Source organism: Larkinella ripae (genome assembly GCF_054780775.1).
This window is the reverse complement of record NZ_BAAGVR010000003.1, coordinates 1-20,806: the sequence shown is the minus strand read 5'-3', so window position 1 is coordinate 20,806 and position 20,806 is coordinate 1. Positions and strand designations below refer to the sequence as shown.

28 protein-coding genes are annotated in these 20,806 nt (G+C 53.8%); 19 read left to right on the top strand and 9 right to left on the bottom strand.

The window, feature by feature from the left end; all coding sequences use genetic code 11:
- Positions 1 to 91 precede the first annotated feature (91 nt).
- The 17 genes from ACYVHX_RS04830 (at position 92) to ACYVHX_RS04750 (ending at position 8,600) form a co-directional block, all read left to right on the top strand.
- Entirely contained in the window at positions 92 to 430 is a 339-nt protein-coding gene (locus ACYVHX_RS04830) for a hypothetical protein (protein WP_460670489.1), read from the top strand.
- On the top strand, positions 427 to 882 hold the full coding sequence (locus tag ACYVHX_RS04825; protein ID WP_460670488.1) for a hypothetical protein: 456 nt from the start codon (positions 427 to 429) through the stop codon (positions 880 to 882). The genes ACYVHX_RS04830 and ACYVHX_RS04825 overlap by 4 nt, the downstream gene beginning before the upstream one ends.
- Positions 879 to 1,256, top strand: a complete 378-nt coding sequence (locus tag ACYVHX_RS04820) for a hypothetical protein (protein ID WP_460670487.1) — start codon at positions 879 to 881, stop codon at positions 1,254 to 1,256. The genes ACYVHX_RS04825 and ACYVHX_RS04820 overlap by 4 nt, the downstream gene beginning before the upstream one ends.
- Before the next feature lie 7 nt (positions 1,257 to 1,263).
- The gene (locus ACYVHX_RS04815) at positions 1,264 to 2,235 is read left to right on the top strand and encodes an AAA family ATPase (protein WP_460670486.1); all 972 of its coding nucleotides are present in this window, start codon (positions 1,264 to 1,266) and stop codon (positions 2,233 to 2,235) included.
- 193 nt (positions 2,236 to 2,428) lie between these two features.
- Positions 2,429 to 2,677, top strand: coding sequence for a hypothetical protein (locus tag ACYVHX_RS04810; RefSeq protein ID WP_460670485.1), 249 nt, complete (start codon positions 2,429 to 2,431; stop codon positions 2,675 to 2,677).
- Positions 2,678 to 2,682: 5 nt separating this feature from the next.
- Positions 2,683 to 2,820, top strand: coding sequence for a hypothetical protein (locus ACYVHX_RS04805; protein ID WP_460670484.1), 138 nt, complete (start codon positions 2,683 to 2,685; stop codon positions 2,818 to 2,820).
- A 115-nt stretch (positions 2,821 to 2,935) separates the two neighbouring features.
- Positions 2,936 to 3,313 (top strand): hypothetical protein, encoded by a 378-nt coding sequence (locus ACYVHX_RS04800; protein ID WP_460670483.1) that lies wholly within the window; start codon positions 2,936 to 2,938, stop codon positions 3,311 to 3,313.
- A 94-nt stretch (positions 3,314 to 3,407) separates the two neighbouring features.
- A complete protein-coding gene (locus tag ACYVHX_RS04795; RefSeq protein ID WP_460670482.1) occupies positions 3,408 to 4,157 on the top strand; it encodes a DNA cytosine methyltransferase in 750 nt (249 codons plus the stop codon).
- The gene (locus ACYVHX_RS04790; RefSeq protein ID WP_460670481.1) at positions 4,154 to 4,465 is read left to right on the top strand and encodes a hypothetical protein; all 312 of its coding nucleotides are present in this window, start codon (positions 4,154 to 4,156) and stop codon (positions 4,463 to 4,465) included. The genes ACYVHX_RS04795 and ACYVHX_RS04790 overlap by 4 nt, the downstream gene beginning before the upstream one ends.
- Positions 4,466 to 4,747: 282 nt before the next feature.
- Complete coding sequence (locus ACYVHX_RS04785) at positions 4,748 to 5,035, top strand: hypothetical protein (protein ID WP_460670480.1); 288 nt, start codon at positions 4,748 to 4,750, stop codon at positions 5,033 to 5,035.
- Positions 5,032 to 5,871, top strand: coding sequence for a phage antirepressor KilAC domain-containing protein (locus tag ACYVHX_RS04780; RefSeq protein WP_460670479.1), 840 nt, complete (start codon positions 5,032 to 5,034; stop codon positions 5,869 to 5,871). Before ACYVHX_RS04785 ends, ACYVHX_RS04780 begins: the two co-directional genes overlap by 4 nt.
- Positions 5,872 to 5,934: 63 nt before the next feature.
- A complete protein-coding gene (locus ACYVHX_RS04775; RefSeq protein ID WP_460670478.1) occupies positions 5,935 to 6,282 on the top strand; it encodes a RusA family crossover junction endodeoxyribonuclease in 348 nt (115 codons plus the stop codon).
- A gap of 26 nt (positions 6,283 to 6,308) precedes the next feature.
- On the top strand, positions 6,309 to 6,716 hold the full coding sequence (locus tag ACYVHX_RS04770; protein WP_460670477.1) for a hypothetical protein: 408 nt from the start codon (positions 6,309 to 6,311) through the stop codon (positions 6,714 to 6,716).
- Between the two features lie 135 nt (positions 6,717 to 6,851).
- Positions 6,852 to 7,109, top strand: a complete 258-nt coding sequence (locus tag ACYVHX_RS04765) for a hypothetical protein (RefSeq protein ID WP_460670476.1) — start codon at positions 6,852 to 6,854, stop codon at positions 7,107 to 7,109.
- 14 nt (positions 7,110 to 7,123) lie between these two features.
- Positions 7,124 to 7,354 carry a hypothetical protein gene (locus ACYVHX_RS04760; protein ID WP_460670475.1) on the top strand — a complete coding sequence of 77 codons (231 nt, stop codon included), beginning with the start codon at positions 7,124 to 7,126 and terminating at the stop codon, positions 7,352 to 7,354.
- A 187-nt stretch (positions 7,355 to 7,541) separates the two neighbouring features.
- Entirely contained in the window at positions 7,542 to 7,835 is a 294-nt protein-coding gene (locus ACYVHX_RS04755) for a hypothetical protein (protein ID WP_460670474.1), read from the top strand.
- 30 nt (positions 7,836 to 7,865) lie between these two features.
- On the top strand, positions 7,866 to 8,600 hold the full coding sequence (locus ACYVHX_RS04750) for an ATP-grasp domain-containing protein (protein WP_460670473.1): 735 nt from the start codon (positions 7,866 to 7,868) through the stop codon (positions 8,598 to 8,600).
- On the opposite strand, the gene ACYVHX_RS04745 is transcribed toward ACYVHX_RS04750, so the two are convergent.
- Complete coding sequence (locus ACYVHX_RS04745) at positions 8,590 to 9,207, bottom strand: glycoside hydrolase family 19 protein (RefSeq protein WP_460670472.1); 618 nt, start codon at positions 9,205 to 9,207, stop codon at positions 8,590 to 8,592. The two genes, ACYVHX_RS04750 and ACYVHX_RS04745, sit on opposite strands and share 11 nt — an antisense overlap.
- 28 nt (positions 9,208 to 9,235) lie before the next feature.
- On the opposite strand from ACYVHX_RS04745, the gene ACYVHX_RS04740 reads away from it, so the two are divergent.
- Entirely contained in the window at positions 9,236 to 9,430 is a 195-nt protein-coding gene (locus tag ACYVHX_RS04740) for a hypothetical protein (protein ID WP_460670471.1), read from the top strand.
- Between the two features lie 83 nt (positions 9,431 to 9,513).
- On the opposite strand, the gene ACYVHX_RS04735 is transcribed toward ACYVHX_RS04740, so the two are convergent.
- A complete protein-coding gene (locus ACYVHX_RS04735) occupies positions 9,514 to 10,446 on the bottom strand; it encodes a hypothetical protein (protein ID WP_460670470.1) in 933 nt (310 codons plus the stop codon).
- The gene (locus ACYVHX_RS04730) at positions 10,446 to 10,844 is read right to left on the bottom strand and encodes a hypothetical protein (RefSeq protein ID WP_460670469.1); all 399 of its coding nucleotides are present in this window, start codon (positions 10,842 to 10,844) and stop codon (positions 10,446 to 10,448) included. The genes ACYVHX_RS04735 and ACYVHX_RS04730 overlap by 1 nt, the downstream gene beginning before the upstream one ends.
- 121 nt (positions 10,845 to 10,965) lie before the next feature.
- On the opposite strand from ACYVHX_RS04730, the gene ACYVHX_RS04725 reads away from it, so the two are divergent.
- Positions 10,966 to 11,589, top strand: coding sequence for a GDSL-type esterase/lipase family protein (locus tag ACYVHX_RS04725; protein ID WP_460670468.1), 624 nt, complete (start codon positions 10,966 to 10,968; stop codon positions 11,587 to 11,589).
- Between the two features lie 5 nt (positions 11,590 to 11,594).
- Here ACYVHX_RS04725 and ACYVHX_RS04720 read toward each other — a convergent pair whose 3' ends face one another.
- The 6 genes from ACYVHX_RS04720 to ACYVHX_RS04695 form a co-directional block, all read right to left on the bottom strand.
- Entirely contained in the window at positions 11,595 to 14,717 is a 3,123-nt protein-coding gene (locus ACYVHX_RS04720) for an NHL repeat-containing protein (RefSeq protein ID WP_460670467.1), read from the bottom strand.
- A gap of 1 nt (position 14,718) precedes the next feature.
- Positions 14,719 to 18,078: a serine aminopeptidase domain-containing protein gene (locus tag ACYVHX_RS04715; RefSeq protein ID WP_460670466.1), complete on the bottom strand. Its 3,360-nt coding sequence runs from the start codon at positions 18,076 to 18,078 to the stop codon at positions 14,719 to 14,721.
- Positions 18,065 to 18,439 (bottom strand): hypothetical protein, encoded by a 375-nt coding sequence (locus tag ACYVHX_RS04710; RefSeq protein WP_460670465.1) that lies wholly within the window; start codon positions 18,437 to 18,439, stop codon positions 18,065 to 18,067. The genes ACYVHX_RS04715 and ACYVHX_RS04710 overlap by 14 nt, the downstream gene beginning before the upstream one ends.
- Positions 18,440 to 18,450: 11 nt before the next feature.
- Positions 18,451 to 19,521, bottom strand: coding sequence for a patatin-like phospholipase family protein (locus ACYVHX_RS04705; protein WP_460670464.1), 1,071 nt, complete (start codon positions 19,519 to 19,521; stop codon positions 18,451 to 18,453).
- Entirely contained in the window at positions 19,521 to 20,075 is a 555-nt protein-coding gene (locus ACYVHX_RS04700; protein WP_460670463.1) for a hypothetical protein, read from the bottom strand. Before ACYVHX_RS04700 ends, ACYVHX_RS04705 begins: the two co-directional genes overlap by 1 nt.
- A 1-nt stretch (position 20,076) precedes the next feature.
- Positions 20,077 to 20,806: hypothetical protein (locus ACYVHX_RS04695; RefSeq protein ID WP_460670462.1), on the bottom strand; the 730-nt coding region annotated here is incomplete at its 5' end.

Genomic DNA, 20,806 nt, shown 5'->3' with positions numbered 1-20,806 from the left:
CGAGCTACGGTGAGAGGTGCTCGGGCGGTGTAACTCCTAATTCATTATGCAACACGCAAAATTAACAACAACGACCTCAATTCCAATTATCGTGCTTCGCGATCAACAACTCAAAACAACCGTCTACGAAGCGCTGCCGGATCAAACGATCACCGTTAGCCCCGAAACGCTGTCGGACTACGTGACGCGGTTTGCCAAACACACTACCCTGCCCGCTTCGGCCATTACCAGCGCCGTGGTGAAACAGGCTCCCGAGTGGGCGGGCGGCTACCTGTACGTCACCTTCACGGTGCCGATGTTTCAGATTCGTCAACAGGAACGGCTGCGCAAGGCTCCCAAATGGCACCCGGCCAAGCCCAACTGGGTAGCGGGGGCACAGACCGTGACGGTCGATATGGATGTTGTACACTTAATGCGAGTGGAGTTATGAGCGAGATTCAACATACACCGGGGCCTTGGAAATGGCAATTCAACCAGAACAATAAACAGGTTGAGCTTTATTCGGAAACGGGTCACAAAACCATTGTTATGGATTTCCAACGGTGGGGCATGAACGGCGCACAGCCGCGATTTGAAAAGGGCGGTTTGCTCTATGATGCCCATGAATTCGCGCAAGTGGTTCCGGGTCGGGAACATCACAAAAACTGGTTTCAGTCGATCAACCACCCTGACGCCCATCTGATCGCAGCCGCACCCGATTTGTTGGCAGTCCTGAAACGCTACGAATTGTGGGAAGCACATCTGATCCAGGAGGACAGCATGTGGGAATTGGGGGTTACGCCCCGCTTTACCGACGAGCTGTACGAAGAATTGATGGAACTTCAAACGCTACGCAATGACGCCATTGCAAAGGCACTCGGAAAGGAGGCAGGACAGCTATGAGAACCCTGACCCTCACCGAGCAGCTTTGCGTGGAACTGGTCATTCGCCAGCGCCGCACCCTGAAAGCCACCCAGGCCAATACGCACACGTGGGTAGAAGACCTGTGTAACCTGTGTGACACATTCGGGCTGTTTGCCGACCAGCCGCCCGCCGAAGTCGTTAGCTACGCCTACTCGCTGGCCCGCACGTTTTTCGATCACTACCTGACGCACCTTTCGCCCTGCAAACGCCCGTTCTGGCAAATGATTCTGGTGGCGCTGATGCTAAAGAGCGCGGGCCGCTACCGGGAGTGCTTCCGCTACCACATGAAACACGGCGATAAGCTGGTGTCCGAAGGGCCGCGTTGTGTGCCGTACAGTTTAAACTACAACTGATATACCAATGGAATTTCGTAAAGCAACCCGAAAAAAGGCCAAGATTCGCCTGGGGCTCTCCGCCCCGTCAGGAGCCGGTAAAACCTATAGCGCCCTTTTGATCGCCTACGGTCTGTGCGGGGACTGGTCCAAGATTGCCCTGATCGACACTGAAAATGGCAGTGCTGATTTGTACGAGCACCTGGGGGATTTCAACGTCGTGCCGTTAACGCCGGACTATTCGCCCGAACGCTATATCCAGGCTATTAACATCTGCCATAAGCAGGGAATGGAGGTAATCATTATCGACAGCATCACCCACGAATGGGACGGCAAAGGCGGCTGTCTGGAGATTGTTGATCAGATGGGTGGCAAATACCAGAACTGGGCCAAGGTGACACCCCGCCATCAGGCTTTTATCGAAGCCATTGTCAGCAGTCCCTGCCACATGATTACCACCGTTCGCCGGAAGCAGGACTACGAAATGACCAAAGACAACAACGGTAAGATTCAGGTGGAAAAGGCCGGTTTGAAGGAGGTGACGCGGGAAGGCTTTGAGTACGAGCTTACGGTCAATCTGGAACTGGATATGCGCCACAATGCGTCGGCATCTAAAGACCGTACGGAGTTGTTCGCGGGCAAGCCGGGCTTCGTCCCTTCCATTGAAACGGGCAAACTGATCCGGGACTGGTGCGAAAAGGGGCTAGATCAGGCGGATCTGGACCGGCAGGAGAAGCAGCGCCAGGCCGATGAGTTGGAGGAAGTTAAGCAGGAATGGCTAACCACCATTCGGGCCGCCAATGATTTGAAAACCATTGACAGTCTGCGGGTACAGCTTAAATCAGCCACATTTGACCGGGAGGTTCGCGCCGAGCTAATCAACGAACTGGTCAGCCACGCCACGAAGAACGGTTTTTCACTGGTCGATTCCAGCCAGAAAGACAAGAACGGCAATCCGATCAAGGTTTTTGCCGCCAGTCCCCAATCCCAAGCCGCCTAATCACCACCCGCTGCCCGGCCCCGCGCCGGCTGGCATAACCCCCGAAGAGAAATGGTACTCGGATTCAAAAAAACGCACAACGGCAAACCAACGGGATTTCCGGAGAAGATTCTGGCTGGAACCAAAAAGCACACTTTGCGCGCTGACCCAAACAATCGATGGGCTGTAGGGAATGGTATCCAGTTCGCTACGGGTGTACGCACGAAAAAACTACCACCATTTCCGTTCTGGCACCTGTAAAGCTGTTCAGAAGATTGAGATTCGTTGGTTTAACCAATCCGAATACTACCCCGAAGTTTCTGTTGACGGCCGGGTTTTGACCCATGACGAAGTTGATCTGCTGGCGAAAAACGATGGATTCGACAGGACTACGCAGTTCTTCGATTGGTTCAACACCGATTTTGCTGGCAAGATAATCCACTGGACAGACCTGCGCTACTAGCCACCATGAGCCGCACCGCCGACTACACCCTGAAAGCCGCGCTGCTGGCCGTACTGGTCTGGCTGGCGGTGCGGCAGAATGCCCGCCACACGAAACTGATGGGCGACCCCAACCACGAAACGACTTTAACCGCCAGACGATGAAGCCAGAAACCCGTATGCCAATCATCACACTACTGCTGCTGATTGCCTTTGTTGCCATCGTGTGGGCCACCAAGCCCCGGCCCCGCCAGACCACCACAACTGTTAGCGCACGACCATGATACACACAAGAGCTTCTTTCGTAAAAGCATTTTACGGTGCTGTTGAAAAAGAATTAGATAAGGGCTGGAAGGCTTACGCAAAAAATCAGCAAGCCAAAACCAGAGCCAGCAACAATCGCCTGTTTGGGCTTTTGGGCAAAATACGAGGGGATGAATTTGTCAGCCAGTTGTATGCGTACCAAAAGGCTGTTAAAAGCGAAAATGCGTACATGCGAATCGTAAGGGTTCCGACAGGCATTCCTGTTTCAGACCGCCGTTTTTCGCTAATCCCGACCGTTTGGTTTGATCAACGCGACTGCGAGGATGGGAAATACGCCTATGTCTGCATTCAGGTTAAACCTGAACGCTGGGTAAGATTCACCGTTTGGTTTTAGCCATGACCCGCCTGCTGACCCTGCTGCTCTGCGCCCTGCTGCGCCGGAGCCTGTTTCCGAAAACGTTTGACCATGAAAGATACGAGCGTTAGATATGAATAGCAACTTAACGATGGGGTCGCTTTTTGCTGGCATTGGTGGATTTGAGGAGGCTGGCAGGAGGAATGACATCAAGACCCTTTGGAACTGCGAAATAGACCCATTTAAACGAAAAATTCTAAAAAAGAACTTCCCAGACGCTTACCAATATGGAGACATTAGAGAAGTCAAAAATCCGCCGTCAGTTGACATTCTTACCGGAGGCTTCCCTTGTCAGGACCTCAGTATTGCCAATCAATCAAAGAAAGGTGTCAAAGGTATTGACGGCCACCGATCCGGTCTCTGGAAAGAATACGCCCGTATTCTGGGGGAGGTTAGACCTAGAGTTATTGTCTTTGAAAACAGCCCAATGCTCCTTGTTTCAGGACTCGAGCACGTCTTATGCGACCTTTCCAGAAGCGGGTATATGTGTGAATGGCGATGTTTTTATGCTACCCAATGGGGCTTCCCGCATGGAAGAAAGCGCATTTATGGTATTGCCTACTCCATCGGCTTCGGATGGGAAGATCATATTAAAACAAGTCCTCTCTTACAAAAAGTATTACCAGAACGAACACCAAGACAAGACTTTGTACCAGTGTCATTTAAACGGTATGACCGCCATTCAGACTATGAATCTGTACGAATGGATGATGGGTTTTCCCAAGAACTGGACAAAGGTAGAATCCACGGATGCGGAAACGCCATTGTAGTAGACATCGGGGAAGCAATTCTAAAGCAAATTAAACTGCATTGGCCCCAATGACCCCGCACGTCCACTTCGCCCCCGACTCGAAGCTCACGCCCCACAGCGATGAGTGGTACCACGAGCAGGGGCAAATCCAGGCCGCCAAGTGGCGGTTCCAGAGCGAGGAAGCTTTGCTGGACGCCATCGCCACGGCCCAGACGCGGGCGGATCTGGAAGCGATCCTTCGGGAGATTCGGGAGGATCGGCTGAACTTCGTCTGCAACCGCAGGTACATTTTGAATGAGGTACACGACCGCGCCACCGAGATCGGAGTGACGCTGAGCACGGGCAGGCGGCTGGGCGTGGGGGATTTTAAACGTAAGTGACTATCAACTATTGACATTTAAAGAATTATGTATACCTTAGCAACGCTCAAGTACATATCAGGTGGCCTAGCGGCCCCAGCACTTCGCGTTGCGGGCTATTTTTATGGCTACTCAGTTCGTTTATCTGAAATAGATAGGCGGGTTGTCGTAATCCCGTGCATACGTTGTAATGACGTATGCGGCTACCTGAAATGGTACTTGAGCGACGGGCTTAGTGCGACGACCCGCCTATTTTTATTTCAACCTGTCCGAGTTGCACCGGGCAAAAAACGCTCAAGTACCATGAATACCAATTCTTCTAATCCGGCTACGACGCCGGGTGTTCCGGCGCAAGCCGCCCCTTCTCCTGTCGTTTCACCGCAAACGGCATTATTTACCGTCCTACAAGACCCGCACGAAATCATTCAGCTATCGGCTGATTTGCGGGAGTGGTTTATCACGTTCTACGTTCACGAAAGCCAGCATTCGACCTTTTCCGAAAGAACGTCGAACCGGCACACGTTCGCTTTTTACGCACTCTGCGAATTTCTGGATTCCTGTCTTACCAATCTACTCCCCGAAGAAAAATGAACACGCCAATCATTTTAGAGCATCCCGCGTTTGAAACGCGCAACGCTAACCAGACAGGCGACGGTAGCGAACCGATCAGCAAAACGAATGGTCTGATTGAAATTCAGGAACGTAACGGAGTTCATGTTGTTGACAGCCGTCTGATTGCCGAAGAGTTAGGAATCGAAAACCGCGCCCTGATTCAGACAATCACCAAGTATCAGGACAAGATCGAATCCCGCTTTGGACAGGTCGCATTTGAAATGTTAACTGTCAGAAACAGCGTTGGAGCGGCAAATATGCAACGGGTCGCTCACTTGACGGAAGATCAGGCCATCTATGTTGCTACCCTCAGCCGGAACACAGATCAGGTCGTTGAGTTCAAAGGAAAAATCGTTCAGGCTTTCGCAGAAGCCCGGCGCAGACTTCAATCACTGCTTCCTACCGACTTCAAATCAGCATTGAAAGCCCTGCTGGAAAAGGTGGAAGAGAACGAACGGATAGCCGCCGAAAACGAACGATTGAAGCCAAAGGCGGAATACACCGATAAGGTTTTGCAAAGTGTGGATGATATGACGACAACCACCATTGCGAAGGAATTGGGAATGTCTGCCATTGCCTTGAATAAGGTTTTGTCTGAGCGGAAAGTGCAGTACAAAATTGACGATCACTACGTTCTGTACGCCAAATATCACGACTGCGGTTATGCAACCACCCGGACGCATCAATATTTCGACGGAAATGGCAATGCTCATACCAAACATTATTTGGTGTGGACCGAAGTAGGCAGGATGTTCATTCACGGGCTTTTGAACAACAATTTGAGCCATAACCAGAAGTTATTAGTGTCTGCTTAACCTAAACGCCGGGGGTGTGACAGGCTCCCGGCTTAACCACTAACCCCCAACCTGGGGCCGCACATGACCATCACCATTAACCTGCCGTTCGCCATCTACAGCCTGAACCAGATCCGGCGCCGGGGCTTTCACTACCCCACCTACCGCAACCTGCTGGAAAAATACATGATGGAGCACAAGCGCACCACGTTCGCCGGGCCGGTCAGAATCACCATCACACGTTCCAGTTCCGGCACGTTAGATTACGACGGACTGGTGGGTGGAGCAAAACCGGCCCTGGACGCATTGGTGCGCTCAGGCATCATTGAGGACGACAAGCCCGCCATCGTTGGCACACCGGACTACGTGCAGGTCAAGATCAGCCGGAAGGTGCAGCCGGTCACTGTAATTCAAATCACGAACGAGATATGAACCTAAAGTCATTCAATAACAAGACCATGCCCACCAGCTATCGGGGCGCAGAAACCCCGACGCTGACGATCAGCACCAACACGGGCGTATTTCGCATCAACGCCAGAGCCACCCGGATTATGAAGCTAAAAAAAGGAGCTACCGTGTCGTTTTATCAGGACCAGAAATACCCCGGCGACTGGTACATGAAAACGGGTGAAGAAGACGGCTTCGTAATGCGGGAGAATGTTCCGCAGGCCAAAGACAAGGTGCATAAGGTATTCACGTTCGGGCATAAGGAGCTCGCCCGTACGATTCTGGACAGCATCAATATGAAGGGGACCATTCAGATTCCTTTGTCTGGTCCTGATACTGACGGACGCTGGACACTTGAGACAAAAAAGGCTTCTGCCAGCATCTCCAACCAGCCCAAGCGGAAAGCAGCCGCCCTCTAACGCCAGTCCAACAACCCCGGTGCAGAAACGCCCGTTTGGTGGCCCTTGATTGGTGGACCAGGTTGCTGAATATCCTTTACTATGGATTTCTATAAGTAAGGGAAAGCTCTCAAACTTAATTATAACACACGTTTTATGGACTCTTACGATAACGAGTTAAAACAATGGTCGGACGCCCTCGAAAGGGCCGAAGAAGAAAACGGCAGAATGTTTAGCGGACAAGAGCCAGACTATCCCGATTTGGACGAGGATGACCCCGTGCGCTGCCCTGTCTGTGAGTCAGATGAATTGCGCCATACGCCCGGCACAACAGGTTACTCTAATCTCTTTGGCGAACAGGAGGCTCCCGGCTGGTACGAATGTCAAGACTGTTCGCATATCTTCAATGATTAACAAACGTCCGGATCATGGCAATCTTATTCAGCTTCACCGGAGAGGTGATCGAACCGAGAGTTGACATGATGGGCAATCCCTGCCCCATCGCCAAAAGAGATATTGAATCTGACCGAGACTGCGCCGACTTCGAACCGGGCAAGCCTGACGGCGACGACTTTGCATGTGAAGGTGATGGACACTATATGTGCGCCGAATGTAAAATCAGAAGGGCTATTCCCAGATACGAAAATCAACTTTCTTAACCGTCCGATATGAGAAAACTCGCTGCCGCCCTCTGCCTTCTGGCGTTCCTGTTCTGCGTCTGGGTCGCCCTGGGCTGCCCGATGCCCCGCCAGCCGCCGGAAATCTATCACTGACGCCCCGCACCTTGCCGGAGAATTGCGTACCACACAGCAGCAATGACAGTCTGAAGTTAAACATCAATCATATATGGAAGCACTAAAAGAGTCTCGCATTGAAGAACTAAAGAAGGAGCAAGATTTTATCGGTCAAGAATTAGCAGAAGTAAACAAAAAGATTGAAGGACTGGTAAATGAGATGCTTATTAAAGCTCAGTTAGCTTATCTTATTCCAGGCGATAGGATAGAGAACCTACGGGAGGGTGTGAAGTTACTTGATAAGGCGATTAGTATTTGTCAGAACGAAGATCAGATGAATAGGCTAACGTCACTTAAAGCAGAATACGAAGGCCTCATTGACATAGGTATAAAGCGGGAAGGTTGATTATCAGGTGATTAATTTGTATATTGAGGTATGAGAACGGTATACATTCCAATTCATCACCGAGACGGGCAAATCACCAACCGGAACATCTACTGTGCATTTGAGGGCTTCTCAAAAATGGGCTACGACATTGAGTTTTATCACAACATCCCACCCGTAAAAGACCCTGAATCAATCGTGTGCGATACGGTTGGCGTTATTCTTAACCATTGGCGGGCACTAGGCGTCACCCCGCCTGATGTGATTGATTACCCGGACTCTCTTCGGAGTTATTTGGGTAGACGTCTGCGGATCACCTCGTACGGAGAAATAGAAGATAAAGTGTTTTCTGGTGACCATTCGCCGGTTTTTATAAAGCCCCAAAACACGCATAAGCTCTTTACGGGCTTTGTGGCTACAGACGTTCGCAGCTTGCTCAATGCTAATGGTGCGGGTCGTGATACTCAGATTTGGGTATCTGACACGATGCTGTTTGTTGCCGAATACAGGGTCTTTATTTTGAATGGCAAAATCCTGAACGTATCTCTTTATAACGGCGACCTGTCCTATTTACCCAACATTGCCGCTATTCGCCAGATGGTTAAGAGTTACGAAGATGCGCCATTGGCTTATAGTATTGATGTCGGCATCACCCCCTCGCTTTACCAATATCTGGTAGAGGTCAACGACGCCTATGCTTTGGGCAATTACGGGCTGGATAGCTTTCTGTACGCTCAAATGATTCAGGCGCGGTGGGATGAGGTTGTAAAGAAAGTCATGGCGTAACCCCCACCGCCTTCTTCGCCCTCACCAGCAGGGCTTTGCGCGAGTCCAATCCGTGGACCCCGCCATTTACACCACGAGTCACGGCTTCAATGTCGTCCTTATCCGCCAACACGTTGAGTCTGCGGCTTTTCCAGTACCAGCAGGCCGCGCGCACCGCATCATCGGGCCGCGTCAGCCATTGGGGGTTCGTAACGTAATCAATGCCCGTTTCTTCGGTCAGGGCTTCATAGGCCCCGCGCCCGGTATTCTGCAAAATCCCTCTGCCTCGGTATGTCCAGCCGTCGCCCGATTCTTCGGGGCCGTTGCCCATCCGGTTGCTGTATACGTAATTAGCGATGTGTTCGGGCTTACGGGCGTATAACTGCGCGGTGTCGGCATTAAACCGTTTGGGCCATGTTTTCAAAAGGGCTTCGGCGGAGTAGTTCAGATTCTCCACGAGCCGCGTAAACCGCATACTTTCGTGTGAACACTGTGCGATGAAGTGCGCCAGCCGAAGCGGGGTATTGATGCCGTAGTAAGGCAGCCACCTATTCATCGGCTCCACGAACTGTGGGGCAATGGCAGGGGCGATGCCGGACTGCACAAGGTGGGATAGGTGGATTTGCATATTGCGCTGGAATTGTGTTAATTAGGGTATGGAAAGTGCGGAATACTATCTTACTTCTTGGCAGAACCCGGCTCCCGGTAAAGATTGGCGAGAGCAGCATCAGGAGTTCATGCGCAAAGCAGTTGAAATAGAAAGAAAGCTTCGCGAAGAAGAAGCTAATACCATCCGTTACTATTCCGTTCAGATTCGCTACTTTCCACCATTGACTACTAGCTGGCATTAAGACAACATGTCCGGACCGCTTCCCACGATCAGCGCGCTTAGTTCGGGCCTTTTACGAGTCCACTTGGCGGCCGCTGGGTGGACTTACTTATTCCGCTTCCGCTGCCACCACTTGCGCCGGGGCTGCTCAGCTTCGGCGGGCACAACCACCTTCACGGTATCGCGCACGGCAATGGTATCAAGGGGCAATACCGTTGCCACCACAGCCTTCACCGTATCGACTACGGCGCGAACCGTGTCCACCTTGGCCTGGGTCGCTTCCTGGTTACGCTGCACGGTGTTGACTGTTGCGGCTGTGCGGTTGACCGTCCGGTTTGTAGCCGCCAGTTGCCGCTTTAAGCGGGCGTTCTCGGCTTCGGTTTTTTTCTGGTTTGATAACAGCTGCGCCTGATTCGCCAGCGAAAGCGTCAGGCCCACCACCAGCTGATCGGTGTTCTGCTTGACCTGCTTGGTTTCAGCTTTGTTCTGCTTTAAATCGGCGCTCTGCCGTTCAATGGCTTTCTCCTGCCGCTTCTGCGACTGCATCAGGTAGTGAATCGTGTCGGGTCCGCCCCTGAAAAAACTGTGCACCCCCGCGCCGATGGTCACCAGCACCACGCAGGAAAGAATCAGCGTCACCATCTGCCAGGTCCGGCGGTTCATCACCAGCTCGTTGGGGTCCTGCCCCCTAAATAGTCTGATAAGCCGGCTTAGCGCGCTCATGGCAATCAGCGAAATCCAGACCGGCAGCATCAGGTTGACGAACCGGGCGTCGAAAAAGCCCCAGACGCACATCATTGACGAGATGACGATGATGCACACCAGCAGAATCTTGTAGGAGGTGCTAAGACCCTTGGTGAACTCCAGAATGCCCCAGTAGGCCGTGGCAATGATACCCAGCGCCATTAAAAAAAGGTAATACAAAACCGTGTCCATCAGCCGGGCCAGATCGGGCGGTATGGACACAAACGGCAGCGTGTAGATCGGGTCAAGCAACTTGCCTGTTCCAAAGTTCCAGAATTGCTTTAGCTTTCCCATCATTCTTTTGGTTTGTCGCCCTCCCAGGGGTTGAACTTGAAAGGCCAGTACTTTTTTAGTGTGGATTCGGGCCGTTTTGCAAAGCCTTTGAACAAACTCTTTATGCCAATCACAATATAGACCCCGCCGATGCCGACCACTACCGCCACACCCAGCGACGCCCAAACGTTTACTTTCCGCTCCTCGAAGGCGTAGCCCGACGCCAGTATGGCTATCATCATCGATCCGAGTACCGCAACGACATTATAGGCTGCGCTGCGCTTCCCCGGCTCTTCGTCACCGTTGCCAATCACCCGCCCCAGTAAAGCTGCCATTAACGCAAAGGGCAACGCCTTAACCACGAACGGCAATTGGCTGAGTATATCGAAGAACTCCGCTACGGACGTACTACTTTCCATTTTTACATTCCGGTTAATCGAGGTGGTTAGTTATCAGACACTTACCGCATCAAACTTCCGGTTCGTCAGGCCGGGCGGGTTAGGCCAGCGGCCTGTATTGAAAAAACGCTACTTTTGTTGCATGAAAAAACGCTACCTATTTTCCATCCTTTTGAACCTCTTGTTGCTGGCTATCCTGATTGTAATGGGACTACGTCAACGCGACGAATTAACCCACTGGTATCTGCGCAAAACTCACTCTGCCCAAATTGCCATGCTGGGCGATTCGCATACCGAAATTCCAGACTGGAATCTGCTTCTTAATCGCCGTGATGTCTGGGAAGTTGCTAAATACGGCTACACCTCCGAGTTGATTCAGCGAATTTTGAGCAGTAGCATCGACGCCCACAGCAAGCCGCGCTACTGTTTTGTGCTGGCCGGAACCAACGATGCGTTGAGCCGGGAGTTCGACGCTACTTTTACCCTGGAAAACGACTCCCTGATTGCGCAAACGATTCAGAGCAAGGGAGTAAAACCGGTTTTCCAGACCATCCCCTATCTTCTCAATCAGTCCGAAACCAATGCCCGAATTGATACGCTGAACGCGGGCCTGAAACGGTTTTGCCAAGCCCAGAAAATCGACCTGATCGACCTGAATAAACTGCTGGCGACTGGCAACAACCTTCAAAAAGATGGCATACACCTGAATGACAAAGGCTATCAGGTTTGGGCCGGGGCGGTGAATGATTTTCTGACACTTCATTGATTCAATCACTGCGTTAGGTTCGTATAAAGTCTCAGGTTCGCAACGCTCAACTGGTGCGCTGTTTGCGTAGCACTGTACGATTGAAAGCGTAAAGTCGTCGGACGGTTGGGATTGGCTAGCGGGTCGAACACGGTGGTAGTAACCGGCGGATACTTATCATACACCATCGTTATTACGCTGCCATTCACCTTGATGGAAAACGGTCGGTTTTGGCTGTAGCGAAAGCCCAGCAGACCGTTGTTACCCGACACCACGACATTGCCATTGAGTTGAATACTCATGTTCGTTGCCGGGCTACCCTGCGGGCGGCTGATCCGGGTGATGACACGGTCGTTGTTATCGAGCACATCAATGAAATTATCGAACTGCTCGGCAACCTCCGGATACCCGAATTTCCCGGTAATCGTCCAGTTGTTCTGTGTGCTGCCACTCAGACTTCGTTTAACCCAGGTGGTCAAGCCATTGGTCAGGGGCCGGTTTACAATCAACAAATCGTTTTCTTCATCCAGGTAGGTGGTCCGGCGGGTAACGACCATCCATCGCCGGTTCAGCGCCGTGTTGATGGTGTCTTTTTCCGGGAATCTGGTCCACCCGGCCGTATTGTTGCGCAGGGTATCGTTGCGGGGCAATCCTGCCATCAAATCCACATAAGGCTTGGCGGGCATTGTGATTGACCCCGACTTGACAAAATCCCGGGTAATGAGTTTCACGCTCTTTAACCCCAGCAACTCCCACCGACTGATTCCACCGCGCCAGAACTCGTCTGCGTGGTAGAGATAGTAATTATTGCCACTCCGGGTAATACCACCATTGTTGGCGTTGCCCGCCATTCCCGGGTAAGCGTCTCGGTTCCCCGATTCGTTGGCTTCCAAACCCGTTACACCAAACGTCGAAACGAACAGCCCGGAGTCGTGGTAAACCGTATAGATATTGGTCTGACCGCTTTGGTTTACCTTCCAGTTCTCTCCCTGAAATCCGTAAATAACCAGATTATCCAGCGCCTGACTAAACGAACCGGCATTGTTAATGCTATTGCCGATTTCATAACGGCCATCACGCGGGAAGTTACCCTGATACAGTAAATAGGTAGCTTTGGCCGTTTTTGCCAGCCACTTCGTTGATCGGATGAAGCCCAGGTGGTACCCTCTCCCTCTGTAAGTGGTCGTATTAAGCCGGTCGTGCGACCAGATGTAGTATTTACCCGATGCGGTGACCCCAAACGTTTTATGGCCCCCACCGCCTGATGCCGGATCGTCAACCGTCAGGGCGGGCGAGTTTACAACCGTTATTGGATTTGCATAAACGGGGTTGTTGCCAGAATAACCGGTCAGCAGGCGCCGGGTGATCGTTGCCGAAGTTCCTACCGTATTCTGCCCGATTTGCAGCAGGGACCCATCGGGCATAATTCGCCAGTTGAATCCAGTGACAATGATGCCGGTAGGACGCACATTGCCGCCAGCAACAAGTTCGTATAATTGGAGGTTCGTGCCACTTTTGAAGAAACAATACGTCAGCCCGTTGCTGTAGGTAATCGTATTCTTCATCCGGATGTATTGGTCATCCATCGCCTGGGTTACCCCGGCTGCCCAGTTGCGCGACAGCTTCCATGCTCCCGTGTTGGGCCCAAACGGCTTACTGTAATCAACCTTAAATTCGAGGTAATTGGAATAGACCCGGCTTGAATCGGTCAAATTGACCTGAACCGAATAATTGAATCCAAGTTGCTGAATGTATTCGGTTAGCAGATCAGCGGTATTGAAATGCAGCGCGCGGGCATTCCCTGCATCGCCCACCCATAATGTTCCTTCGGGGGTGTAGGACAGCCAGGGAATTGTGCCCCCGTAGTTGATTGCGACCACTTCCGGGGCCTTGTAAATGTCCTTCGGGTTGAAGAACATAAACCGGTCATCCTCTACGGTGGAGCTGACGTAATAACCTCCCGGACGACCTAATTGGGTTGTCTCCGCGCCGGTCGTCGTACTGAAGCGTCGCACGGTCTGCCGGGTTCCGGCATCGCCAATAGCGATTGTCGAACCATCTGGCGAGATGTCGATAGCTCTGGGCGAAACCAGACCCGATAACGTGACAACCGGCGTTGTGCTGATCACCCCGCCCGTAACCGTGAATTTGCCGACGGAGGTTGTGTTGTAAATCAACCAGAGATTTCCGGCGGCATCACAAACGCCGTCCTGCGGATTCGTAATCGTGTAGGAAGTCGGCGAGTTGACAGTTTTGTGGTAGCTGATAACCCGGTTATTAGCCGAATCCGATACGAAATAGTAGTTACCCGTCTTCTGTACGGCCAGCCCGGTGATGGGTGTTGACTGAAAGATAACGGACGAATAAACCGTCTGTTGCCAGGTCTGGGAAACCCCACCCGCCAGCGACGCCTGCGCATCGTTTGACAGGTTGGTCGCAATGACTCCGAATTTACTGGGTGAATGGTCCTGTCCGGCCCAGTAGACTTTGCTGCCGTCGTAATCAATGTAGCGCACCACCATTCCTTCGGTCGGAATGACGTTGATACGCTCCTGAATATTCGTTTTTAAGCCCTTGAAATGACCCGGCTCGTTCTCCGCATAGCCAACACCGGCGTAAAAGTAATTGCCGGTTGGAACCGCAAACGAGGTAAACGGGTTGCCGCTGTGCCAGACCGTATTGCCGGATTTCGCCAGGGATGTGTTACCAACCGTGCCTTGAAATTCAGCCGTAACGTTGTTAACCAGCGCTTTGATTTGATAGGTACCATTGACCACCTCCAAGCTGTCTTCTCCCAGCCCATCCCAAAGCGTGTCCGTGCGGTATTTTCCCGGTGGTAAACGGAGCCCTGACGCGATGGTTTTGATCAAAGTATCGCCCCTGAACGCCCCAAAACTAACGTTGGAGGTATCCAGCAGGACAAACGAATTCAGCGTGTCGGCATCAACCGGCGGAATCTCCGGAATTACAGGGATTTTCGAGAGCGAAAAAACCCTGGATGTGCCGGTTGAAGCTGGGGCGTTTCTGGGCAACCTGAGCGTTCGGGTGGTGCCCGAAACCGGCCCCGCCTTTTTCGGCAAGGTGAACGCCCCTGTCTGCCCCAGCAACAACTGGGGAACCAACAGAAGAAGTAGGGCAAGTCTCTTCATGTTAGTTCGCGTTGAAAGTATCCACCGTTCCATTGGTACCCGTTGCTTTAAAAGTACCTGCGGCCAAATGAGCCGCCGAGGTGCCGACTACCAGGGTGACTAGTCCCGTGCGCAATGCATTTACGTCATCCCGAAACTGGTACATGGGTGCCAGATTCAGAATGCCGTCGTTGGCTGATGACCCACCGGTCGGCACCATGATGGTAATGGGCACATTTAGCGAAGCGTAAAAATCCGCGTATCGGGCTGGATTATGGGGTCTTATGTCCAGCTCCGGCACCGCCGACGCCCGTTTGCGGAAACCTCCCGCGCCGTACGTTCCAGCGGTCCACTGGACGTTGCGATTGCGCTGCACCCAGTTAAATTCGTATCCTACCGAGTTGGTGGCCGGTTCGCGCAGCACCGAAACCAGATCGCCCGTCACGAGGGTAACCGGAGCATCCAGAAAAATACTGGTGGAGGCTGCGCTGGTGTGGGTCACCTGCCTAAGTTGGCCCGCCAACTTGAAATACACCCAGTCACCCGCAAAAACCTTTGTTGTGGCCGCCAGCACCACCGTGGCGCTGTTGCTGACCGCGCCGTTTACGGTGGTCTGCGTAGCGAGCCTAACGCCCAATTCCGGAAGAGCGCCGGGGCTGGACACCTGCCGCCAGTTGGTCCCTCCGTCGGTTTGCGGGTCGGCGGTGTTGCTCGCCACCAGCGAAATGTACCAACTTGAATACGCCAGATCCAGCGACTGTTTCAAACCAGAATTGGCCTGAATGGAGCCGGTGCCGGTTTCCTCAAAATTCACCGCAGGGCACGAAAGCCAGATAGCCCCGATGCGTTCGGGATTCCGGCGCGTGTAATTCAGCGCCCAGCCGCCCCCCATGCTGGTCCCCAGAAGGTATTCCTTGCCCAGATTCCGGACGTTTGCCTGCAACTTTTCAAATACTTCCGACGCCTTGCCGACGGCCTCCGGATTTCCCCAGTTCTCGGTTTCGGCCAGCGTATTCGTGGACATACCACCTGTCGTGGCGATTAGTGCGTAACCAGCAAGCAGAATCTGACGGGCAGTTTCGCCCGCGTCTAACACGGAGGTCGAAAGAATTGTGTTGTAAAAGCCTCCTTTGTGGTGGAAATATTGCACCACGCGCTGAGCCGTGGTAAGGCTGGAACGCTCCGGAAGAATAATCATGGATTCGTGGTCAGGGTCGAGCGTCGAGCTGTTCCCGATGGCGCCCACGGCATTCACGACCATCGTCCGCGTCAATAGCTGGCCAGTGGGGTCGCCATCCCACCCCGCCTGATTGTGCAGAAAACCGACGATTCGGGAAGAGGTGGTATTCGTCTTGAAATAAGCGTACCACTGCCGGTTTTTCGTGAGCCTTGCCCACTCGAAAACCGGCACTCTGAGCGGGTTGGACGTGCTGGTTAAACTGGTGGGTGTACCCAGTACCTGGACGCTGGAGGTTACGCCCCCGTTCGCCGTGGCGATGGAAACCGAGATGTTGACAGTACCCGAGAGCGCGCCGGTCACAGTTGCACCACTCGGCTGCGTCACAACCAGATTGCTGCCCGACTTGGCCAGCGTGATCATGTACCCGTTCGCTGCTTCACCCACACCCACGGTGATGGCAGGGCTGCCCGACTCGGTCATGTCAAAACTGATCCGCCAGTCGGTGCGCGTCGTGCTGCGCGCCGTAATTTCCTGCGGCAATTTCAGATAACCGTCCGCATTCGAGCCACCAGTACCAGACACCAGGCCCGTGCCGGATGCGTGAACGGTTAACTGCGGACTGGAGAGCGACCCGCCGATGTTGTCGAATTTGTTGGCTGTCCGGAAAGCGGGAATTAGGATGCCGAAACTTTTTTGCAGAACGGCCAAATTCGTGCTTCCACCACCGCCCACAGAAGGTATATCACCTGGCCCTAATAAGGAGACTCCGCCAATTGTTTTGAGGGTGGTTCCGGAAATCAGTTGATCTTGTTTGGTCGCTACCGTATTGGCCAGAGAGGTCAGCCCATCCCCTAAAACCTTGCCCTGGCGGGCATCGAGCGCCTTGTTAGCGTTGGTCGTGGTCAGGTTGTTGGCCAAATCCGCGATGAAGCTTTGCTTCGACCGAAGCGGGCTCATGTAGGTGTTCGGACTTGTTCCCGTTTCAGCTTCAGATTGGGTGGCAAAAGTCCCGCCCCCGCTTGGTGCCGACCCGCTTGCAATCGCTGTTACACGACCCCGATCATCCACCGTAACACTCGCCAGCGTGTAGCTGCCGGGGGTTACTGTTGTCGGGGCCAGCACAAATACCGTATCCCCGGATTCGTTCACTTCGACCCGGAAATACCGATTATCGTAGGGTAAATCGGCACCCGTGCTATTGGCTACGGTCCGTTTCAGGCGGGCCATGTCGGGAATTGTATTGTTGCTGTCGGCGTCGGAGGTTGATAGATTCGATGCGTAGATCGACCCCATATTCAGAGCAGTGCGAACATCGACCGAAGAGCGGTTGGTTGAAAAATCCAGACCCGCAAACGTCCGTGTAGTCGGCACAATTCCGGTTAATCCCGCCCCATTTCCGTTGGGTGCCAAAACGGTTGAACCGATCACCAATCCAAGTGCCGTGCGAAGTTCTAACGCCGTCCGGTTGATCGTCAGATCAAGCCCTGCAAGGGTGCGCGTGTTGGGGGTAATCAGGTTTTTTTCGGCCTGGCTTACGGTGGCGTAGGTGCTGTTCCACTGGATAGCCGCCGGGTTTAGGCTGGTCAAAGATGCCCCGCTGCCGTTGGATAGCAGGAACGGAATACCCGCCACCGTCGGCACCAGCGTAAAGGTGTGCTGGGCGGTCCAGCCGACCGAGCTGCCTTTTAGCGGCACATTCGTACTGAGCCGGGGGTCGGGAATGGTCCCGCTGCCCAGGTTATCGGCATTCAGATTGGTTAACTGCGACCCGCTGCCCGATGGTTGAAGGTAATCCGTGCCGGCTGTCAGGGTGTTTTGTTTGCCCGCCAGGGCGCTGGTGACGCTGGCCATGTACGCATTGAACGTAGAGAGCCGGGTACGGGCGTTGAGCGAATCTTGAAGCGCACCTGCAAACAGGGGAGGAAAATAGCCCGGACGGTCGATGATCTCGCTCCAGATGGCAGGCCCGCCCCCTCCACCACCCCCACCAATCAAGGCAAAGGATAGGCCGGTGCGGGGCTTGGCCCGCAGGGTTCCCGACCGCAGAAACAGCCGGTATTTGCCGGTAGACGAGGCCCGGGAAGAGTCCCCGCTGATTTCGCTGGATGAGCCGGGTAGCACCAACCCTGGGCGGGGGCGCGTCTGGGCGTCCACAAAACCGGCGTACAGAAGCAGAACCAAAAGCAGCTTATACTTCATCATCGTAGTAGGTTGAAAAGACTTTGAGGTTGATTTTGGCCGTGCCTGACAGGCGCATAATATGCGTGGTACGGATCACCCGGCGGGCTTCCATTGGCTGGGGTGGACTGAAGTTGCTCAGCGGTGAGCTGTAGATAGAGGCATCATCACCAATCTCGTTAAAGGCCACAATGGCTTCGGCGTTACGGTCGTACACCGACGGATTGGACTCGTTAACCGCAATGACCTGCCAGACGCCCCCGGTGCAGCCCCGCCACCAGTCTTGGGCAGTGAAGTCAGGAAAGGTGAACTGCCCGGATTCAGGAACATCGTAGGATTGGTCGTGGACCGTGATTGGCTTGGAATAGTGGTCGTACTTTGGCATAGTGGTAGTTGTTAAATCATCTGTTGTTTTCGGGCCCAGTCCAGGGCCGCCAAAGCCTTTTCACTGCCGAGCTTGGCCCGCTTGCGCATGATGCCTGCCGAAGCGTCCAGCGTGTCGCCGATGCTGTCATCGTCGGGCTGAATGATCATCAGATCCAGCCCGCGAAGGCGTCGTCCAGATTCGCTGTACAGGGGCTTGTCCGACTGGCGCACGAGCTGGTTGATCCGGATGGTTTCGTTCATGTTGCCCTGGAATACCTGCGATAAGGCGATGTCGTTCAGGCTGCGGTTGGCGATGCTGAGAATGTTTAAATCCGCGTCCGAGTGCGTTACGTAGCCCGTTCCGCAGTTGATGACGATCACCAGCCACTGACTCGCATCGTCGGGGTGCTCGTGGATGTAGCTGGCCGTCTGGCCCAGGGGGCTGATGTTGCGCAGCCCGCCGTCCACCAGCCCGTTATGCGTTACGCCGTCAATGGTTTTTACACCATCCACCGGCGGCCAGACAATCGGCATGTTCGAGCTGGCCAGAATGTAGCGGACGAAGTTCTCTTTATCGGCAAACTGGCCCGGGTTCAGACTCAGGTAAGCCCCGGTCTGTAGCGAGACCGCCCCGCATTCAAACGGCACGTTGATCAACGTCCTGTCCACTTCCTGCCGCAAAAGGTTCAGAAGGGGCGTGTTATCCGCAATACCCTTGATACCTTTGGCATTGTCAAGGATGCGCTTAATGACCGCTTTACGACCTTTGGGTGTTGCCAGCCTGATCTTTTCCAGCAAGGTGAGCTTGGGCACCAGTTTGGACAGGATCGCGTCGGTATTGGGGGAAATCATACCATCCTCGAAGTTGAGGTAATCGCTGGTGGTGGCCAGTCCCGCGCCCTCGTCCTGCACCCGGTTCCAGAAGTAATCCGCCCGGCCGTGTTTGTTCATGGCCTGGAACACCCCGTTGATGCTGCCGATGCTGACGCCGTTGACGTAGTTAAAGCCAATACCCGCCTGGCGAAGTACCCCGATGGCTGCGTGTTGGAAGTAGCCTTTAAAGCCCCCGCCACTTAAGACCAGTGCGATGTTCTTTTTCATCAGTACACTTCAATATTTACGAGTTTCGGAGTAATCGTTGTGCCGGTGAGTGCGGCCCCGTATTGCAGGGTTACCGCGAACGTTTGATCCGTGGTGGTGTCCACCGTCCAGTCGGCATAGTTCAGTCCGTTACCGGACAGGTTCAGGGGCAGTATGCCGGTATCCTGCACGATATGCGCCTGCACAACCTGCGTAGTGGCCGAGGTATTCATGATCTCGCCCTCCAGCCGGAATGCCTTGTTAGCTCCGATGCTGCCCAGGATCGCCCCGCCCGAAATCACGGTTAAGGTGGAGCCCCCGAATTTGACCCGAATCGTTAGCCCAGGCGTAACCAGCCCCGAGGTAATGGCAAACAGCACCTGAAACTTGAGCCGCTTATTGGTGCTCATCGAGTTGCCCTGAATCATCTGGGAGCAGACCGTGGTTTCGGTGGTCGTGTTGGTCATGCTCGAACCGGTTTGCCAGTCCAGCGCATAGCCGCGCCCGATCTCGCGCCGGGTCTGGGCGTTTATCAGGGCGGGAATCAGCAGGAGGAAAAGAATCAGGGTTTTCATATCAGTTAATGGTTACAGAGCCGCGTACGCCGATTATGGTCCATTCATTGGCTGCCACCTTTTCGACGGCGATCGTGTCAAACTGCCCGCCCGACTGAACGTAACCCGACGTTCCGGTCGTGGTGTTGGTTGAGCCGTGAACAATGGTGCCCGCTTCGGGCTGGGCCAGTCGCCAGCCGCCCGCGCCCAGGCCGCGCACGAAAATCTGATCGCCAACGTTACTGCTCGCGTTGAGTGGCAGGGTGACCGTGACACGGCTGGCGTTGTTGGTGATGTATTTGGTGCCGGAAGCCGCCGTTGCGGCCGTAGCCGTTACCGTGACCGGTGCGGTTGGTGTTGTGGCCGCCTTTACGAAGGCGGTATTTGCAACCTGATTGGTATTCGTACCCGGTGCCGCAGTCGGAGCGGTTGGCGTCCCGGTTAGTGATGGAGAAGCCAGCGGAGCAACGAGGTTTTCTGGCTTGGTTTCGGGCGTGGTGTTACCCGCGTCATTAACCCCGTAGCCAATCGTTACATCGGGGCCGATGCGGCTGTAGCCTTCAAAGTAGCCGCTTTCGACGGTGGTGTTGAAGTTGTCCAGCTGCATGTAAAAAGCCAGCTGGGTATTGTTGGATGTGTAGAAGTTGGTGTTGCGAAAACGGGCTCTGCCGATGCGGGCCGCTACGACTGAGCCGCCCCCGGTTGCACCCCGGCGCAGGGTGATGCCGATAAAGTCAGCCTGCTTGTTGGCG

Excerpts from the sequence above, each read along its gene's own strand:
- ACYVHX_RS04825 (WP_460670488.1), top strand. The coding sequence starts at position 427 with ATGAGCGAGATTCAACATACACCGGGGCCTTGGAAATGGCAATTCAAC.
- ACYVHX_RS04820 (WP_460670487.1), top strand. The coding sequence starts at position 879 with ATGAGAACCCTGACCCTCACCGAGCAGCTTTGCGTGGAACTGGTCATT.
- ACYVHX_RS04815 (WP_460670486.1), top strand. The coding sequence starts at position 1,264 with ATGGAATTTCGTAAAGCAACCCGAAAAAAGGCCAAGATTCGCCTGGGG.
- ACYVHX_RS04805 (WP_460670484.1), top strand. The coding sequence starts at position 2,683 with ATGAGCCGCACCGCCGACTACACCCTGAAAGCCGCGCTGCTGGCCGTA.
- ACYVHX_RS04800 (WP_460670483.1), top strand. The coding sequence starts at position 2,936 with ATGATACACACAAGAGCTTCTTTCGTAAAAGCATTTTACGGTGCTGTT.
- ACYVHX_RS04795 (WP_460670482.1), top strand. The coding sequence starts at position 3,408 with ATGAATAGCAACTTAACGATGGGGTCGCTTTTTGCTGGCATTGGTGGA.
- ACYVHX_RS04790 (WP_460670481.1), top strand. The coding sequence starts at position 4,154 with ATGACCCCGCACGTCCACTTCGCCCCCGACTCGAAGCTCACGCCCCAC.
- ACYVHX_RS04785 (WP_460670480.1), top strand. The coding sequence starts at position 4,748 with ATGAATACCAATTCTTCTAATCCGGCTACGACGCCGGGTGTTCCGGCG.
- ACYVHX_RS04780 (WP_460670479.1), top strand. The coding sequence starts at position 5,032 with ATGAACACGCCAATCATTTTAGAGCATCCCGCGTTTGAAACGCGCAAC.
- ACYVHX_RS04775 (WP_460670478.1), top strand. The coding sequence starts at position 5,935 with ATGACCATCACCATTAACCTGCCGTTCGCCATCTACAGCCTGAACCAG.
- ACYVHX_RS04770 (WP_460670477.1), top strand. The coding sequence starts at position 6,309 with ATGCCCACCAGCTATCGGGGCGCAGAAACCCCGACGCTGACGATCAGC.
- ACYVHX_RS04765 (WP_460670476.1), top strand. The coding sequence starts at position 6,852 with ATGGACTCTTACGATAACGAGTTAAAACAATGGTCGGACGCCCTCGAA.
- ACYVHX_RS04760 (WP_460670475.1), top strand. The coding sequence starts at position 7,124 with ATGGCAATCTTATTCAGCTTCACCGGAGAGGTGATCGAACCGAGAGTT.
- ACYVHX_RS04755 (WP_460670474.1), top strand. The coding sequence starts at position 7,542 with ATGGAAGCACTAAAAGAGTCTCGCATTGAAGAACTAAAGAAGGAGCAA.
- ACYVHX_RS04750 (WP_460670473.1), top strand. The coding sequence starts at position 7,866 with ATGAGAACGGTATACATTCCAATTCATCACCGAGACGGGCAAATCACC.
- ACYVHX_RS04745 (WP_460670472.1), bottom strand. The coding sequence starts at position 9,207 with ATGCAAATCCACCTATCCCACCTTGTGCAGTCCGGCATCGCCCCTGCC.
- ACYVHX_RS04740 (WP_460670471.1), top strand. The coding sequence starts at position 9,236 with ATGGAAAGTGCGGAATACTATCTTACTTCTTGGCAGAACCCGGCTCCC.
- ACYVHX_RS04735 (WP_460670470.1), bottom strand. The coding sequence starts at position 10,446 with ATGGGAAAGCTAAAGCAATTCTGGAACTTTGGAACAGGCAAGTTGCTT.
- ACYVHX_RS04730 (WP_460670469.1), bottom strand. The coding sequence starts at position 10,844 with ATGGAAAGTAGTACGTCCGTAGCGGAGTTCTTCGATATACTCAGCCAA.
- ACYVHX_RS04725 (WP_460670468.1), top strand. The coding sequence starts at position 10,966 with ATGAAAAAACGCTACCTATTTTCCATCCTTTTGAACCTCTTGTTGCTG.
- ACYVHX_RS04720 (WP_460670467.1), bottom strand. The coding sequence starts at position 14,717 with ATGAAGAGACTTGCCCTACTTCTTCTGTTGGTTCCCCAGTTGTTGCTG.
- ACYVHX_RS04715 (WP_460670466.1), bottom strand. The coding sequence starts at position 18,078 with ATGATGAAGTATAAGCTGCTTTTGGTTCTGCTTCTGTACGCCGGTTTT.
- ACYVHX_RS04710 (WP_460670465.1), bottom strand. The coding sequence starts at position 18,439 with ATGCCAAAGTACGACCACTATTCCAAGCCAATCACGGTCCACGACCAA.
- ACYVHX_RS04705 (WP_460670464.1), bottom strand. The coding sequence starts at position 19,521 with ATGAAAAAGAACATCGCACTGGTCTTAAGTGGCGGGGGCTTTAAAGGC.
- ACYVHX_RS04700 (WP_460670463.1), bottom strand. The coding sequence starts at position 20,075 with ATGAAAACCCTGATTCTTTTCCTCCTGCTGATTCCCGCCCTGATAAAC.